At 63.7% G+C, this 16,389-nt stretch carries 14 protein-coding genes; 7 read left to right on the top strand and 7 right to left on the bottom strand.

The genetic code is table 11. The features are described 5' to 3' along the window. Positions 1–74: 74 nt before the first annotated feature. The 3 genes from AC0L3H_RS20020 to AC0L3H_RS20010 form a co-directional block, all read right to left on the bottom strand. A complete protein-coding gene (locus AC0L3H_RS20020) occupies positions 75–1,070 on the bottom strand; it encodes a substrate-binding domain-containing protein (protein WP_473586633.1) in 996 nt (331 codons plus the stop codon). A 337-nt stretch (positions 1,071–1,407) separates the two neighbouring features. Beyond that, positions 1,408–2,406, bottom strand: coding sequence for an aldo/keto reductase (locus tag AC0L3H_RS20015; protein ID WP_473586632.1), 999 nt, complete (start codon positions 2,404–2,406; stop codon positions 1,408–1,410). 62 nt (positions 2,407–2,468) lie between these two features. Further along, complete coding sequence (locus tag AC0L3H_RS20010; protein ID WP_473586631.1) at positions 2,469–3,974, bottom strand: UxaA family hydrolase; 1,506 nt, start codon at positions 3,972–3,974, stop codon at positions 2,469–2,471. Between the two features lie 269 nt (positions 3,975–4,243). On the opposite strand from AC0L3H_RS20010, the gene AC0L3H_RS20005 reads away from it, so the two are divergent. The 6 genes from AC0L3H_RS20005 to gndA all read left to right on the top strand — a co-directional run bounded on the left by AC0L3H_RS20005 (position 4,244) and on the right by gndA (position 10,121). After that, positions 4,244–5,137: a GntR family transcriptional regulator gene (locus tag AC0L3H_RS20005; protein ID WP_287054361.1), complete on the top strand. Its 894-nt coding sequence runs from the start codon at positions 4,244–4,246 to the stop codon at positions 5,135–5,137. Positions 5,138–5,279: 142 nt separating this feature from the next. Next, positions 5,280–5,636 carry a DUF2946 family protein gene (locus AC0L3H_RS20000; RefSeq protein WP_473493320.1) on the top strand — a complete coding sequence of 119 codons (357 nt, stop codon included), beginning with the start codon at positions 5,280–5,282 and terminating at the stop codon, positions 5,634–5,636. A 105-nt stretch (positions 5,637–5,741) separates the two neighbouring features. Beyond that, a complete protein-coding gene (locus AC0L3H_RS19995; RefSeq protein WP_473586630.1) occupies positions 5,742–6,269 on the top strand; it encodes a copper chaperone PCu(A)C in 528 nt (175 codons plus the stop codon). A 50-nt stretch (positions 6,270–6,319) separates the two neighbouring features. Next, positions 6,320–6,838 (top strand): YcnI family copper-binding membrane protein, encoded by a 519-nt coding sequence (locus AC0L3H_RS19990; protein ID WP_473493318.1) that lies wholly within the window; start codon positions 6,320–6,322, stop codon positions 6,836–6,838. Between the two features lie 59 nt (positions 6,839–6,897). Further along, complete coding sequence (locus AC0L3H_RS19985) at positions 6,898–8,523, top strand: copper resistance CopC/CopD family protein (RefSeq protein ID WP_473586629.1); 1,626 nt, start codon at positions 6,898–6,900, stop codon at positions 8,521–8,523. A gap of 170 nt (positions 8,524–8,693) precedes the next feature. Beyond that, entirely contained in the window at positions 8,694–10,121 is a 1,428-nt protein-coding gene (gndA, locus tag AC0L3H_RS19980) for an NADP-dependent phosphogluconate dehydrogenase (RefSeq protein ID WP_473586628.1), read from the top strand. Between the two features lie 160 nt (positions 10,122–10,281). On the opposite strand, the gene AC0L3H_RS19975 is transcribed toward gndA, so the two are convergent. The 4 genes from AC0L3H_RS19975 to AC0L3H_RS19960 all read right to left on the bottom strand — a co-directional run bounded on the left by AC0L3H_RS19975 (position 10,282) and on the right by AC0L3H_RS19960 (position 14,398). Then, positions 10,282–11,256 carry a LacI family DNA-binding transcriptional regulator gene (locus AC0L3H_RS19975; protein ID WP_473586627.1) on the bottom strand — a complete coding sequence of 325 codons (975 nt, stop codon included), beginning with the start codon at positions 11,254–11,256 and terminating at the stop codon, positions 10,282–10,284. A gap of 98 nt (positions 11,257–11,354) precedes the next feature. Then, the gene (locus AC0L3H_RS19970) at positions 11,355–12,857 is read right to left on the bottom strand and encodes a tripartite tricarboxylate transporter permease (protein WP_473586626.1); all 1,503 of its coding nucleotides are present in this window, start codon (positions 12,855–12,857) and stop codon (positions 11,355–11,357) included. 13 nt (positions 12,858–12,870) lie between these two features. Beyond that, complete coding sequence (locus AC0L3H_RS19965; RefSeq protein ID WP_473586625.1) at positions 12,871–13,290, bottom strand: tripartite tricarboxylate transporter TctB family protein; 420 nt, start codon at positions 13,288–13,290, stop codon at positions 12,871–12,873. Between the two features lie 61 nt (positions 13,291–13,351). Continuing rightward, on the bottom strand, positions 13,352–14,398 hold the full coding sequence (locus tag AC0L3H_RS19960) for an ABC transporter substrate-binding protein (RefSeq protein ID WP_473586624.1): 1,047 nt from the start codon (positions 14,396–14,398) through the stop codon (positions 13,352–13,354). A 240-nt stretch (positions 14,399–14,638) separates the two neighbouring features. On the opposite strand from AC0L3H_RS19960, the gene araD reads away from it, so the two are divergent. After that, positions 14,639–16,381 carry an L-arabinonate dehydratase gene (araD, locus tag AC0L3H_RS19955; protein WP_473586623.1) on the top strand — a complete coding sequence of 581 codons (1,743 nt, stop codon included), beginning with the start codon at positions 14,639–14,641 and terminating at the stop codon, positions 16,379–16,381. Positions 16,382–16,389 lie beyond the last annotated feature (8 nt).

The raw sequence follows: 16,389 nt of genomic DNA, 5'->3' as shown, positions 1-16,389 counted from the left end.
CGGCCTCACGAGTGGCACGCGTGTAGGTCGTTTCCGGGGAAAAAGCCCCGGAAACGGTGTGCCAATGCCGGTGCTCAGTCGAGCTTCGGATTGAGCAGCGCGTCGATCTTCGGATCTTTCATGTTAGCCTTGGTGACGAGGTTGGCGCCGGTATCGACATTGGCCTCTACCTTCTCGCCCTTCGAGGCAGCGAGCGCCGTCTTGATGCCGTCATAGCCCATCCGGTACGGATCTTGGACGACGAGGCCGGAAATGACGCCGTCATTGAGGAACTTGACCAGCTTCTCATCGCTGTCGAAACCGATCAGCCCGACCTTGCCGGCAAGGCTGTTCTCGGCGATCGCCTGACCGACGCCCTGCGCCATGATCAGGTTGGAGGCGAAGATGCCCTTGAGGTTCGGGTTGGCGGTGATCAGGTCGGTTGCGATGTTGAGGCCGGTGGTGGCCTGGCCGTCGGCGTATTTGTCGGCAATGAGCTTGAGGCCGGGATATTTGGCGGCAAGCTGTTCCTTGAAGCCCTGGGCGCGCTGCTCGAGCGAGCCTGCACCCGGAAGCGCGGTGATCAGGGCGACGTCGCCCTCGATTTTGCCGCCATTGGCTTCGCCGATCGCGGCGGCCAGCCCGTCAGCGGCGACGCGGCCGCCCTGAATATTGTCTGTAGTCAGGAACGAGGTGAAGGCCTTGGAGTCGGCGCCGGAGTCGATGCCGATGATCTTGACGTTGGTGGCTGCCTCGTCGATCGGCTTGCCGAGCGCCTTGGCCTCGGTTGGTGCGATGACCACGGCAGCCGGGTTGCCGGCGACGGCGTTTTCAAGGATCGAGATCTGGCCGTTGACGTCGGTCTCCGCCTGGGCGCCGAGTTCCGGCACGTTGACGCCGAGGTCCTTGCCGGCCTTGCGGGCGCCGGCCAGCACGATCTGCCAGTAGAAAGAGGTGGTGTCCTTGACGATGATCGGAATGGTTACATCCGCCGCCGAAGCCGGCGCCGAATGCATCACGCCGGCAAGCATCGAGGCGGCGGCGAGCGCCACGAATACGCGGCGGTTGAGAATGCTGGTCATGAATTTCATTTAGACTTCCTCCCTAGGTCGCCTGGTGAACGTAGCGGAAGCTCGGTTTGGATAGGCGCTGGCCAAACGGAACTTTATCAATAAAAAACATTTACCGCATTTTGATAGTGCATCGGTCCGGTCGACGCAAGCGGTGTTTCGTGTCGTCCTGCCTATGCCTCGACCGGAAAGGGAGTGCCGATCCTCATTGTCAAACCCCACAAATCCTCTCCAAAAAGGTATGGAATATTAATTCCATCTTCCGGTCAAGATGGAATATTCATTCTTTTTTGAAGCATAGGGTGGGGCGCCTCCTGATCGCACCGTCCGCCGTTCAACCGGCGAAGGCCGCAACGCATCAGCCGAGCTTCTGAACGACCGTGTAGGGATCATATTTGGCGAATTCTGTTTCGGGCACCTGGATGTCGAGCAGTTGCAGATTTCGTTCCAGATTGGCCGGCTTGGCGGTGCCCGTCAGCACAGAAGCCACCACAGGCTCGTGCAGCGGGAACTGGAATGCCGCCGCGGCAAGCGGATAGCCGCCCTCGGCGGCGATTTTTTCCATGGCGCCGACGCGGTCGAGAATGTCCTCGGTGGCCGGCAGGTAGTCGAAATGCGCACCCGGCACCGGGCCGGTCGCCAGGATGCCCGAGTTGAAGACGCCACCGATGATCAGCGAGGTCTGCCGTTGCCGGCAAAGCGGCAGCAATTCGGCTTCGGCGGTGCGGTCGAGTAGCGAATAGCGGCTGGCGAGCAGGATGCAGTCGAGCGGCGCCTGGCGCAGCACATCGAGACAGATCTGAACCTCGTTGACGCCAAGGCCGTAGGCGGAAATGACCTTGTGTGACTTCAGCTCTTCCAGCGCCTTCAGCCCGCCATCCATAAACTGGCGGAAATGCAGCTTCGTTTTCTCGACGCCATGCGTATAGACGCCGATGTCGTGGACGAACAGGACGTCGATTCGATTGAGGCCAAGCCGCGCATAGCTGAACTCGACCGAGCGCATGATACCGTCGTAGGAATAGTCGTAGTCGGGCGCAAAGGGCAGCGGATCGACATAGGAATGGTCCGGAATCCGGTCTTCCGGCACCGGCCGCAACAGGCGCCCGACCTTGGTCGACAGCACGTAGGAGTCCCGCGGCTTGTCGCGCAGGAAATCGCCGAAGCGGCGTTCCGAAAGGCCGAAGCCGTAGAACGGCGCGGTATCGAAATAGCGCAAGCCGGCATCCCAGGCGACCTGCAGCGTCTGCATCGCCGTCTCGCGTGGGCAGGCTCGGTAGAGTCCGCCGACCGCCGCGCCGCCGAAGCTGACCTCGGTTATTTCCAGCCCGGTGCTGCCGACACGGCGTTTCTTCATGCAAAGCCTCCCACCGGCCATTTGCCGGCCCCGTCCATGTCTTAAGTCAGTTGGTGGCTGTTCTAGAGGGTCGCTCCAAGGTGCCACGGCACGAACTCGTTGTCGCCGTAGCCGAACTCCTCGCTCTTGGTCTTGCGGCCGGAAGCCGTCTCGACGATCAGCTCGAAAATCTCGCGGCCCATGCCGGCGATGGTCTTTTCGCCCGAGGCGATGACGCCGCAATTCACGTCCATGTCCTCTTCCATCGTATGGTACATGGTCGAGTTGCTGGCGACCTTGATCGACGGTGTCGGCCGGCAGCCGAAACAGGAACCGCGGCCGGTGGTGAAGACGATGACGTTGGCGCCGCCTGCCACCTGGCCGGTGGCGGAAACCGGGTCGTAGCCGGGCGTGTCCATGAACACCAGCCCGTGGCCGGCGACCTTCTCTGCGTAGCCAAAGACGCCGTTGAGCGGCGTTTGGCCGCCCTTGGCGACCGCGCCAAGCGACTTCTCCAAAATGGTGGTCAGGCCGCCCCGCTTGTTGCCTGGCGACGGATTGTTGTCGATGGAGGCGCCATGCTTGGCAACATGGTCTTCCCACCATTTTACATAGCCATCGAGCTTGGCGGCGATCTCCGGGGTCGCCGCGCGATAGGCCAGAAGATGCTCGGCGCCGTAGATTTCCGTCGTCTCGGAAAGGATGCCAATGCCGCCGACGCCGGCCAGGATGTCGACGGCGGCGCCCAGCGCCGGATTGGCGGTGATACCGGACATGCCGTCGGAGCCGCCGCATTGCAGGCCGACGACGATCTCGCTGACCGGGATCGGCTCACGCTCAAGCTTGCCGACCTCCTCTGATATCTCGGCCAGCACGACCAACGCCTTCTCGACAGATTTGCGCGAGCCGCCGGCTTCCTGGATGTTGAAATGGCGCTTTCCCGCGGCGACGCCCTTCTGGCCATAGAGGGTGAGCTGGTTGACCTCGCAGCCGAGACCGACCATCAGCACACCGCCAAAATTCGGGTGACGGGCATAGCCGGCAAGCGTGCGGTGCAGCACCATCATGCCGTCGCCGGTGGCGCTCATGCCGCAGCCCTGGCCGTGAACGATGGGAACGAAGCCGTCGATCCCCGGATATCTGGGCAGCAGCGTCCGGTTCGCCTCGTCGGCGATGGCGTGGCAAACGGTGGCCGAGCAATTGACGCTGGCGAGAACGCCGATGAAGTTGCGCGTGCCGGCACGGCCGTCGGCGCGGCGGTAGCCCATGAAGGTGCGGGCGCGATCGGCCTCTGTGGCGTGCACGGCCTCGCTCGGCGGCACCACCGGCAAACGCCCGGATTCGAAGACCAGATTGTGCGAATGGACATGCTCGCCGGGCGCAATGGCTTCAGTGGCGCGGCCAATCGCCTGGGCGTATTTGACCACGGCCTCGCCGGCGGCAATCGGCCTGATCGCCACCTTGTGGCCGGGTTCGATCAGCGCCGTGGCAACGGCGCCGCCCGGCAGCACCGCGCCGATCTCGATGCGGCCGTTGGCGACCGCGACATTGTCGGCGGGGGACAGAAGAATGCTGTTTGCGGTGTTCACGGGGAGTTTCCTGGGTGTTCCTGGGATCGGCAAGCGATTGACACGCGCCTGTTAACAGTTAATGTCTTTTATCGTGAAAAAACAGTTTTGCGTCAATTGTTTTTTCGTGACGAAGCCGCGCGTTCTCGTGAATGCGCAGAGGACCGGACACTGGAACCAGGCCTGACTTCCGAAAAGCGATTCCGCTTCCCGGGAGCCTGCGCCAGAAGCATCTGCATATCGCGCTTCAAGCCGGCCGCCGCAAGCGCCGGCGCGCAACGGGGCAGGGGATGTCGAAGAGCAACAACGTCTACAAGGACGCCTACAATCGCGGTTTGCGGCTGCTCGACGAAACGAAAAGCCTGCCGTCGGAGCCCGAGCTGGGCACCCTGCTTGGCGTCAGCCGCACGACGATCCGCACCATCCTTGCGCGCATGGAAGAGACCGGGCTGATCGCCTGGAACAAGCGCAGCAAGACGGTTTTGCGCGTGCCGCGGCCGGACGACTTTTTTCCCGAGGAAGAAACCGACACGCTCTCGCAGATCATCGAGCGCTCCTTCATGCGGCGGCTGCTTGCCGGCGGTGCTGAGCCCGGCATGCAGATCAACGAACTCGAGCTGGCGCGCGAGATCGGCGTTGGCACCACCAGCGTGCGCGAGTTCCTGATCCGCTTTTCCCGCTTCGGGCTGATCGAGAAGCGCCGCAACAGCCATTGGGTGCTGAAAGGCTTTACCCGCGCTTTCGCGCTGGAACTGACCGAAATCCGCGAGATGTTCGAACTGCGCTCGGCCGCCGCCTTCGCCGCGCTGCCGGAAGACAGCCCGGTGTGGGCCGACCTCGACCTGCTGGAGGACGAGCATCGCCTGCTGGCGCGCGAGATCGCCACGCGCTTCAACGAATTCTCGGAACTCGACGAGCGCTTTCACCGGCTGATCCACCGCGCGTCGCACAATCGCTTCATCGTCGATTTCTACGACGTCATCGCCATGATCTTCCACTACCACTATCAGTGGAACAAGGCGCAGGAGCGGGAGCGCAACGAAGTGGCGGTCGCGGAACACCTGGCCTATATCGCGGCGCTCAAATCGCGCGATCTCGGCAAGGTAGACGCCGCCTGCCGCAAGCATCTGAAGTCCGCGCGGCACACGCTGCTGACGTCGATTCCAGAAGGCCAGCAAGCGTAGCGAGCTTTAGGTTGTTGCATTAAAGCGCCGCGTTGCCGCAGTGGTGATTTGGCGATTTTCCACCTGCCGGCCGCGTGCTAGATATCTTGCCGTTGCTGCGTGAGGAGGCAGGCGTTTGAATATCCGGCGGAGACGATGGAGCATGCCGGCGGCATTCGCCGCGGCCTATTTGCTTGTGCTCCAGTCGGTGCTTGGCGCATTCGCCTTCGGCATCGGACCGGATGCTTTGCAACGCGACGCTTTCGGCAACATCATCTGCACCCAGGAGGGCGCCGCCCAGCGTCCCGGCGGCGATCCGCACCAGCAGCACACGCCGACCTGCTGCATGCTCGGCTGCGGCATGGCCTCGGCTGTCTACGCGCCGCCGCCCGCCGCCGCCACGCTGTCCGGCAATTTTTCCGTCGAAACCGTGGCCTTTGTGCTGCCGGCGTTCAGGCATCTCGACTTTGCGCGCGACCGCTCTCCGTCGAATCCGCGCGCGCCTCCGGTGACGGCCTGATCCGTCCCAGTTCGCCTAGCGGAATTTTTCGCGGGCGAATTCGTTCAATATCAAAACTGTTCGCGACCGGCCGACGGCGCGGGTCTCTCAGTTCCTGGAGCTATCATGTCTCACACTTTTCGCGCGCGGTTCGGCCGCAACAACTCGTTCTTGCGGCGACTCAGCATCACCGTGTTCCTCCTTGCCCTCCTGTCCATCAGCGCCCAAGCCGTGTTCGCGCATGAGTTCAGGGTTGGCGACCTCGAGATCGTGCATCCCTGGTCGCGCGCCACGCCGCCCGGCGCCAAAGTGGCCGGCGGCTATTTCACCGTCACCAACACCGGCAGTTCGCCGGACCGGTTGTTGTCGATCTCCTCGGATGTTTCGGCCAAGGCCGAACTGCACGAAATGGGCGTCAAGGACGGCGTCATGACCATGCGGCCGGTAAGCGGCGGCCTCGAAATCCCGGCCGGCGGCAAGGTCGCGCTGGCGCCCGGCGGCTATCATCTGATGTTTATCGGCCTCAAGCGTCAGCCCAAGCAGGGCGAGACGTTTCCCGCCACGCTGACCTTCGAGAAGGCCGGCACGGTGACCGTCGAGTTCACTGTCGAGGGCATGGGCGAGACGGGCGGCATGCACGACCATGCCAATTGATCCGGCAAAAAGCTTAAATTCGTAACCAGAAGCAACTCAGAGAGACCATCATGAACAAGCATCTTTTGTCGGCCTGCGCGTTTCTCGTCTTCGGGACGGGTGCAGCTTTCGCCCATGTCACGCTCGAAACCCAGGAGGCGCCTGTCGGCTCGACTTACAAGGCGATCCTGCGCGTGCCGCATGGCTGCGAGGGCAAGGCGACGACCGCCGTGCGCGTGCAGATCCCGGAAGGGGTGATTTCGGTAAAGCCGATGCCGAAGCCCGGCTGGACGTTGCAGGCCAAGCAAGGCAGATACGAAAAATCCTACCAGCTCCACGGCCAGGCGGTGACATCAGGCGCCAAGCAAATCGACTGGAGCGGCGGCAGCCTGCCGGACGAGTTCTACGACGAATTCGTCTTCCGCGGCACACTGGCGGCGGATCTGCCGGCCGGCCAGATGCTCTATTTCCCGGTGGTGCAGGAATGCGAGGGCGCCGCCGAACGCTGGATCGAGATTCCAGCGGCCGGCCAGGATGAGGATTCTCTGGAATATCCGGCGCCCGGCCTCAAGCTGCTGCCGAAGAAGTGATTTTTTTTTGGCGGCGCGCTTTGTTCGAAAGAGCGCGCCGCTGTTTTTGTGACCGTGACATGAGTGCTGCATCCCTGCTGCGAACGGTCTGCACAGCCGGCCGATTTGCGATCTGCCTGCTGGCTGCGATCGTGCTGCTTGCCGCCATTGCCGCGCCAAATCAGGCCTTCGCCCACGCGGCGCTGGTCACAACCGAGCCGACGGACGGCGCCGTGCTGGCGCAGAGCCCGGCGCAGCTGTCGCTGACCTTCAGCGAGCCGGTGTCACCGCTGGTGCTGACCTTGGTGCGGCCTGATGGAACGCCGATTCGGCTGAGGTCGTTTCGGCTCAATGGCCAGACCCTCAACATCGACAGTCCGCAAGGGCTCGGATCCGGCACCCATGTGCTGAGCTGGCGGGTGATTTCCGCCGATGGCCATCCGGTCGGCGGCTCAGTGCTGTTTTCCATCGGCGCGCCGAGTGCTGCGCCGGCCGTCTCCCAAGCTGTCGACCGGGGCCTGAGATCGGCAATCTGGATCGGCAAGGTCTTGCTCTATATCGGCCTGTTTCTCGGCGTCGGCGGCACCTTTGCCATCGCCTGGTGGGCAAAAGGCGGGCATTCCGGCCGGCGCTTCGTCATCGCCGCGATCCTGTGCGGCCTCGTCGCGGCGCCGTTGTCGCTCGACTTGCAGGGACTGGACGCGCTCGGTGCAGCGCTCGCCCGACTGGCGCAGCCGGACATCTGGCGGGCCGGGCTCGCCACCAGCTTCGGCTGGACGGTGCTGATCGCGCTGGTGGCGCTTGGGCTTGGCCTGCTGTCGCTGGTCGGGCCGCGCGGCGGCGCAAAACTGTTTGCCGCTGCCGGCTTGGCCGGTGTCGGCGCCGCCCTCGCCGCCAGCGGGCATGCAAGTGCGGCCGAACCGCAATGGCTGACAAGACCGATGGTGTTTCTGCACGGCGCCGCCATCGCATTCTGGGCCGGGGCGCTGGCGCCGCTCGGTCTCACTATCAGGCGGAAGCCGGCCGAGGCCGCGGCTTTCCTGCGTCGGTTTTCCCAGGCGATCCTGCCTGTCGTGGCCGTGCTTGCGGCCACCGGCATCGCGCTGGCTGTCATCCAGGTGCAGGCGCCCGCAGCTTTGCTCGAGACCGCCTATGGTCGGCTGCTGCTGGTCAAGCTGGCGCTGCTATTGTTTCTGTTCACTCTGGCCGCCATAAACCGCTGGAGGCTGACCAGTCCGGCGGAAGCGGGGAAGACGGAAGCACAGAGGAGGCTGGTTCGCTCGATCGGCATTGAGATGCTGATCGTTTTGGCGATATCAGGCGTTGCCGCCGGCTGGCGCTTCACGCCGCCGCCACGTGCCCTGGCGGCCGCAGCAGTGCAGCCGGCATCGGTGCATATCCACACGCCGAAGGCGATGGCCGACCTCAGCATCACACCCGGCCATGTTGGGCCGGTTGCCGCCTCGATCGTCATCATGACCGGGGATTTCGGCCCGCTCGATGCAAGCCAAGTGACGCTGGTGCTGTCAAAACCCGACTCCGGCATCGAGCCGATCAAGCGCGCGGCGACAAAGCGCGGCGACGGCAGCTGGCGCGTCAACGATCTCGTCGTCCCGGTTTCCGGCCGATGGACAGCGCGGCTCGATATTCTCGTCTCGGATTTCGAGATGGTGAAGATCGAGGCGCCGATCGACATCAGGCCGTGAGACAAGCTTGCCGTTTGCAACACAATTCGGCGAGGCGGTTGACGCGGCTCTGAAGGCCCGTCATTCATTTCGGCAAGAATGGCATCCCGGCAAAGAATGGCATCCCGACAAGAATTGGCGTCGCCACAAATCGCCGCCTCAACAAAAGATCCGAAAACAGGGAAGAAACGATGGAAAAAGCCGAAATCGGTCTGATCGGCCTTGGTACGATGGGCTCCAACCTGGCGCTCAACATCGCCGAGAAGGGGCACCGCATAGCCGTTTTCAACCGCACCACGGCACGCACCGACGCCTTTGTCGAGAATGCCGGGGCGCTCAGGGATATGGTGGTGCCATGCTACAGCCTGGAGGAACTCGCCGCCGCCATCCGGCCGCCGCGGCCGATCATCATCATGGTGCTGGCCGGCAAGCCGGTCGACGAGCAGATCGCGGCACTGCGCGGCGCGCTGTCGGCCAACGACATCGTCATCGATGCCGGCAATGCCAATTTCCGCGACACGATGCGGCGCTTCTCCGAGCTTTCCGATTCGGGTCTCACCTTCATCGGCATGGGCGTGTCCGGCGGCGAGGAGGGCGCGCGCCATGGACCGTCGATCATGGTCGGCGGCACCGAAGAGTCCTGGAAACGCGTCGAAAAGGTGCTGACCGCCATTTCGGCCAAGTTCAGGGATGAACCCTGTGCGGCATGGCTTGGCACCGATGGCGCCGGGCACTTCGTCAAGACCATCCATAACGGCATCGAATATGCCGACATGCAGATGATCGCCGAGATCTACGGCATCTTGCGCGACGGGTTAGGCATGGGGCCGAAGGAGATCGCACAGGTGTTTGCCGGCTGGAACAAGGGCCGGCTCAACTCCTACCTGATCGAGATCACCGCCAAGGTGCTGGACGCCGACGATCCGAAGACAGGCAAGCCGGTGGTCGATATCATCCTCGACCGCGCCGGCCAGAAGGGCACCGGCAAATGGTCGGTCATCGAAGCGCAGCAGCTCGGCATTCCGGCCACCGCGATCGAGGCCGCGGTGGCGGCGCGCGTCCTGTCGTCGATCAAGGACGAGCGCCTGGCCGCCGAAAACGCCTATGGCAAAGGCGGCGTGACCAGGATTTCCGGAGACAAGGACGCGCTTCTTGGCGATCTCGAACTGGCGCTGTTCGCCGGCAAGATATCAGCCTATGCGCAAGGCTTTGCGGTGATGAGCGGCGCATCGAAGGAATTCAACTGGAACCTGCCGATGCCGACCATCGCCAAGATCTGGCGGGCAGGCTGCATCATCCGCTCGCAATTGCTGGACACGATGGCGGAAGCCTTCGGCACCGGCGGGGCGGCCACCAATCTTTTGACGGCACCGGCCTTCATCGCGATGATGCAGGAGGCGCATCCATCGCTTCGGCGCATCGTGGCAAGGGCGTCGGAAGCCGGCTCGCCGGTGCCGGCGCTGTCGTCGGCGCTTGCCTATTTCGACAGCTATCGCCAGGGCCGCGGCACCTCGAACCTGATCCAGGCGCAACGCGATTTCTTCGGCGCGCACGGCTTCGAACGCATCGACGGGCCGGGCGCTTTCCATGGCCCTTGGGGGAGCGGAGCGGCAGGTTAGCGCCTAATGTCGGTCGTAAGAATCACCTTGCCGGCCCCTGGAAGCAGATATTGTGCGTGACCAGCTAGAGGTCGTGGTCGCGCGAGAAGTCGTCGTTACAACTGGTTTGTGGAACCTGACATCGCTTCACAGGGTCCACGGGGTTGCCGTCGAAACGTGCTCAGGCTGATGCTCGCCGAATGATCCTGAACCCGATGTCGATGACGTTCTCCGCCTGCTCCTCGCCGCGGAAGCGCGACAGGATGGCCTCGGCGGCGGCAGCGCCGAGCGCTTCGCGGTCGACGCGTACGGTGGTCAGCGCAGGTTCCACCGCGGCGGCATAGTCCTGGTCTCCGAAGCCGATCACCGCCACGTCGCCCGGTACGGAAAGTCCTCGCGCAAGCGCCTCGATTAGGACGCCGTGCGCGAGCAGATCGGAACTGCAGAACACGACGCCGTCCGAAAAGCCTTCCCGCAGCAGGCGCGAAAGCCCGGCCCGGCCGTTGGCCAGAGTCGCCGGCGCGTCGAAAGCCGATTTCAGGACGGCATGGCCGCTACTCCGCTCGAAGCGGTCCGAGAACGCCTGCTGGCGCCGGCGCGCCCGCTCGTCGCCGGCCGACACGCAGGCCGCGCGCGGGTAGCCTGCGTCGATCGCGAAGTCGGCCGCCGCGCGGCCCGCCTCGACATGCGAGAAGCCGACGCAGATGTCGATCGGCGTGGTGCTGATGTCCCAGACCTCGACGACCGGAATGCCCGCCGCCAGCAGCATGCGCCGCGCCTGCGCGGAGTGGTGAATGCCCGTGAGCAGCATCGCGTCGGGCCGGCGCGAAAGGTGGGTGGCGATGAACGCCTCCTCGTCGCCGGGGTCGAAACCCGTCTCCGACAGCAGAATCTGGTAGCCGCGCGCGCGCATGCGTTCGTTGAACGAGGTGATCATCGAGGCGTAGACGATGTTCGAGATCGACGGAACCAGCGCCGAAACCAGCATGCTCCTCTGGGAGGCGAGCGCGCCGGCGAGCGCATTCGGAACGAAGCCGGTGACGCGGATCGCCTCGTGGATGCGCCGAAGCGTCTCAGCAGAGACCTTTGAGGGTTCGGAAAGCGCGCGCGAGACCGTGACCTGCGAGACGCCGGCCATACGGCCGACCGTCTGCATGGTCACCGCCCCTGACGAGCGTCTGCGCCTGGCGCGAGTCGAAGTCTCCTCCTCAACCATGTACGACTTATTTCTTCGGACGGCCCGAAAGGCAAGTTTCAACCGGCGGCGAGCTTCTCCGCGCGCTGGCGGCGGCCGATGACGACCGAAACCGCAATCGACGCCACGATCAGGACCCACAGGAAGGCTGCGATCCAGCTCTTGGTGAAGAAGATCGTCAGGTCGCCAAACGACTCCAGGCTCTTGACGAAGTAGATTTCGGCCGAAGGCCCGAGGATGAAACCGATGATGAACGGAGCGGTTTCGAGCCCCAGCTTGACGCCGATCCAGCCCGCGACGCCGAAGAAGAGCAGCGTCCAGACGTCGAACATGATGCCGTAGTTGATTGTATAGGCGCCGATGACGCACATCATCAGGATCACCGGATAGAGGATCGCCTTCGGAATCGCCACCGCCAGCGAGAACCAGCGGATCGCGTAGTACATCATCGCGAACGTGACCAGGTTGGCAAGCAGCATCGCGATGATCATCGAGTTCCACGTTTCCGGATGCTGGCCTATGAACAGCGGCCCGACCTGGATACCCTGAAGCGCGAAGGCGCCGATCAGAAGGGCAGTGGTCGAATCGCCCGGGATACCGAGCGACAGCAGCGGCACCAGTGCCCCGCCGGTCAGCGCGTTGTTGCTTGTCTCCGAGGCGATGACGCCGGCGGGCTCGCCTTTGCCAAAGGTTTCCGGATGCGACGAACTCGTCTTCGCCGCCGTGTAGGCGAGGATAGACGCCGCCGACCCGCCGATCCCCGGCAGGATGCCGACGAACGTGCCGATGCCGGAAGAACGAATGAGATTGAGCGTCTGACCGCGAAAGATCGACCACGAGAATTTCGACCTGCCGCCCGACTCCAGCTCCTTGATCGAGGGTCCCTTCGGCATGCCGATCTCGGCCTCCTCTAGGACCGTTGTCAGCCCGAACAGCGCGATCAGCACCGGCAGCAGCGCAAAGCCGCTGTAGAGCACGTCCTCCATGCCGGGCGGTATGAGACGAAAGTGCCCGTTGCCGCCGTCGGTGACATCGTAGACCCCGACGAGGCTGACGAAGATGCCGAGAAAGCCGGAGAAGATTCCCAGCAGCATGTCACTCGACAGCGCGCCCATTACCGTCAGCGCGAACAGGATGATCAAAAACTTCTCGACATAGGAGAAACGGATCGCGAAATCGGCCAGCCACGGCGTGAACATGTATAGCGCGGCGAGCGAGATCAGGCCGCCGATCAGCGAGCCGATGATGGCGATGCGCATCGCCTGCTCGCCCTTGCCCTGGCGGGCCATCTGGAAGCCGTCGAACGTGGTCGCGACCGACGACGGCGTGCCGGGTATGCCGATGAGGATCGCCGGCACCACCCCGCCCGAGATGCCGCCGACATAGAGGCCAATCAGCAGGGCGAGGCCGTTCTCGAGGCCGAGCGAGTAGGTCATCGGCAGGCAGACGGCAACCGCCATCGTTGCCGTCAGGCCGGGAATGACGCCGAAGACAATGCCGATTGCCGTTCCGCCGGCGATCAGCAGCACGAACAGAGGCGTGACGAAACCGAACAGTTCCATTGGGCTCTCCCTGTCAGGGCAGCGTCAGGAAGAAGACGTGCGCGAACACCCACCACACCAGCACGGGCGCGGCGACCGCCACCACGCCAAGCACGATGACGGCGGAGCTTGTACGCTCCTGCAGGTAGAGCAGCCCGCTGAGCGCCACGAATGGGATCGAGCAGATGAGGAAGCCCATGCCCGTATTGGGCCACAAATTGCCGACAGGGACCATCAGCAGGAAATAAACCATCGTCAAAACGATCGTCCCGAAGAAGCGCGGCTTGTCCATCGCCGCCAGGGTCTGCGACCAGTAGCGGCCGGCGCCGGCGATCGCCTGCCGGCGCGTGACGAGAATGGCCATCCCCAGCGCAAGCAGGATGCCGCCGATCAGTGTCGGAAACACCAGGTGTGATGTCTGGAAATCGATCGTGACGCGCGTGAAATCGCCCATCTGCCGCGTGCTCCTCCATGCGTGAGCTGCGTCCGGCCTGCGTGCAGGCCGGACAAGAGGCCTAGCTCTTCAGCTTCTCGATGATCGAGGCCACCGTATCCCGTTTGGACGTCAGATGCGCCTTCGCCTCGGCCTGCGGCAGGTAGTTGGGGATGAAGAAGGCCTTGGCTTGCCGCTTCTGGATCTCGCCGGCGGCGTAGATCTCCTTCAGCGCGGCGTCGATCTCGGACGCCATGGCGGCGTCCATCTCCTTGTTGAACAGCAGGAAAAACTCCTTGTCGAAGGTGAAATCCTTGCTGCCGTCGAGCGTGACGCTGGTCTGGGGGCTGGCGAATTTGAGCATATCTTCCCGGCTTGTTCCACCCATCCCTGCCTTCGGCGCCTGCGCCAGCGTCTCGGGACGCGCAGTGATCCAGACGAAGCGCATTGCAGTGCGGTCGTCCTCCGGCAGTTGGGTGAACTGCTCGTTGGCCTGGATCGAACCGTTGATCACGTCGGCCAAATCGTCCCACATCGCCTGGTTCTTGTCTGCCTGCGAGCCGGTGTTGACCGCCACGATGTTGGCTTCCGATCCCGGATTTCGCACCCGAGCAGCATTGCGCATGCCGGTGAAGCCGATCTCCGAGACGCCGCCCGGCTGGATGGCGACGCGAACTTTCTCGCCTTTTGCGGCCGCTGCGAAGATGTCCTCCATCGACTGATAAGGGGACTTCTTGGGGACGAGGAAGCAGTCGCCGGGGTTGATCGCTACCGTCGGCCCGATGGCGAAATCGGCGAAGGCATCGGGGACGCCCGGCACCCCGTAGAGATAGGAGAGATAGATCTGGTCGTGGTGCAGCATGATCGTCGTACCGCGGGAATCGCGGCCGGTCGCATTCAGCGCCTCATTGGTGCCCACCGGGTCGACGCGAATGTTCACGCCCAGCTTCTGCGCCAGCGCTTCGGCGATGATCGACGAGTTCTGGTAGGTGTCGCCGCCCGTCGAAGTCGAACCAATGACCATGCGGATGTTGCGCGGCAAGCTCTGCGCACGCGCAACGAACGGAGTAGCTAGTACAACAGCGGCCCCGGCCCCTGTTGCGAGAAGTGATCTGCGGGTCAGTTTCATGATGTCCTCCCTGGGCCGCGGAACCCGCGGCGCGATCTCAGGGTCGCGCGGCAGTCTCCCGCTGCCACACAACCCTCTCCCGTGCGCGTCTATGTTAGCGCATACATCTTCATGCACGAAAACGAGTGTTTCTGTCAACAACATCGGCATTTGCAGCCGCAATTCTAATTTTGGCCCGCGTGCCAAATTGACAAACGTGAATGTTACCGCATACATCCATCGATACGCGTGGAGGATGTCATGCCCAACGACAAGCGCAGAACACCGGCGTCGCTGCGGTCGGCACGCTGGTTTGCGCCGGACGATCTGCGCAGCTTCGGCCATCGGTCGCGGCTGATGCAGCTCGGCTATTCCGAGGAGGATTTTCGCGACAGGCCAGTGATTGGGGTTCTCAACACATGGTCCGAGCTGAACTCTTGCCATGCGCATTTTCGCGAACGCGCGCAGGACGTGAAGCGAGGTGTCGCCCAGGCCGGCGGTTTCGCCGTGGAATTGCCAGCGCTCTCTGTGGACGAGAGCTTCACCAAGCCCACCTCGATGCTCTACCGCAACATGCTGGCGATGGAGACAGAGGAAATGATCCGTTCGCATCCGCTCGACGGCGTGGTGCTGATGGGCGGGTGCGACAAGACCACGCCGGGGCTGGTGATGGGCGCGCTCAGCGCCGGCGTGCCGATGATCTTCCTTCCCGCCGGCCCGATGCTGCGCGGCAACTACGCCGGCAAGACGCTGGGCTCCGGTTCGGATGCCTGGAAATTCTGGGACGAGAGGCGTGCGGGCAAGATTTCGGATGACGAGTGGACGGGTATCCAGGGCGGCATCGCGCGGTCGGCCGGCGTTTGCATGACGATGGGCACGGCCTCGACGATGACCGCGATCACGGAAGCGCTGGGGCTGTCGCTGCCGGGCGCTTCCTCGATACCCGCCGTCGATTCGGACCACCAGCGCATGTCGGCAGCATGCGGACGGCGCATCGTCGACATGGTTTGGGACGACCTCACCCCCGATAAGATCGTCACCGCGGCAGCCGTCAGGAACGCGGCTATCGTCGCGATGGCCACCGGCTGTTCGACGAACGCCGTGGTTCACCTCATCGCGATGGCGCGCCGCGCCGGCGTGCCGCTGATTCTCGACGATCTTGACGCGCTCGGCCGTGCCACCCCGCTCATCGCCAACGTCCGCCCCGCCGGCAAGGACTACCTGATGGAGGATTTTTACTACGCCGGCGGCCTCCGTGCGCTGATGGCGCAATTAAGCGAGCGGCTCGACCTTTCCACGCTGACGGTCACCGGCAAATCGCTCGGCGAAACGCTCGAGGGCGCGCAGGTGTGGAACGACGACGTGATCCGCCCGCTGTCCAACCCGGTCTATTCAGAAGGGTCGCTCGCCGTGCTGCGCGGCAACCTCTGCCCAGATGGCGCCGTCATCAAGCCGGCCGCCTGCGACCCTCGATTCCATATTCACGAAGGCCCGGCTCTTGTCTTCGACAGCTATCCGGCGATGAAGGCGGCGATCGACGACGAAAATCTCGACGTCACGCCGGACCACGTGCTGGTGCTGAGGAACGCCGGCCCGCTCGGCGGACCGGGTTTTCCCGAATGGGGCATGCTTCCGATCCCCAGGGCGCTGATCAGAAAGGGTCACCGCGACATGCTGCGCATCTCCGATGCGCGGATGTCGGGAACCTCTTACGGAGCGTGCGTGCTTCACGTCGCGCCGGAGGCCTACATCGGCGGGCCGCTTGCGCTGCTGCGGACAGGCGACATCGTGCGGCTGGATTTGCCGAACCGGCGCCTGGACATGCTGGTGGCGGACGACGAACTGGCGCGACGCCGGGCCGAACGGTGTCCTCCGGCGCCGCATTTCGAACGGGGCTGGGGCTGGATGTTCTCGCGTCATGTGACGCAGGCCGACAAAGGTTGCGACTTCGACTTCCTCGAACGCGATTTCGGCGCTTCAACCGGCGAACCGGACATCTTCTGAAAGGCCAG

The sequence above is a fragment of the Mesorhizobium sp. WSM4816 genome (genome assembly GCF_055811535.1).
Note: the sequence above shows the minus strand (reverse complement) of the source record. Positions and strands in the feature narration are given on the sequence as shown.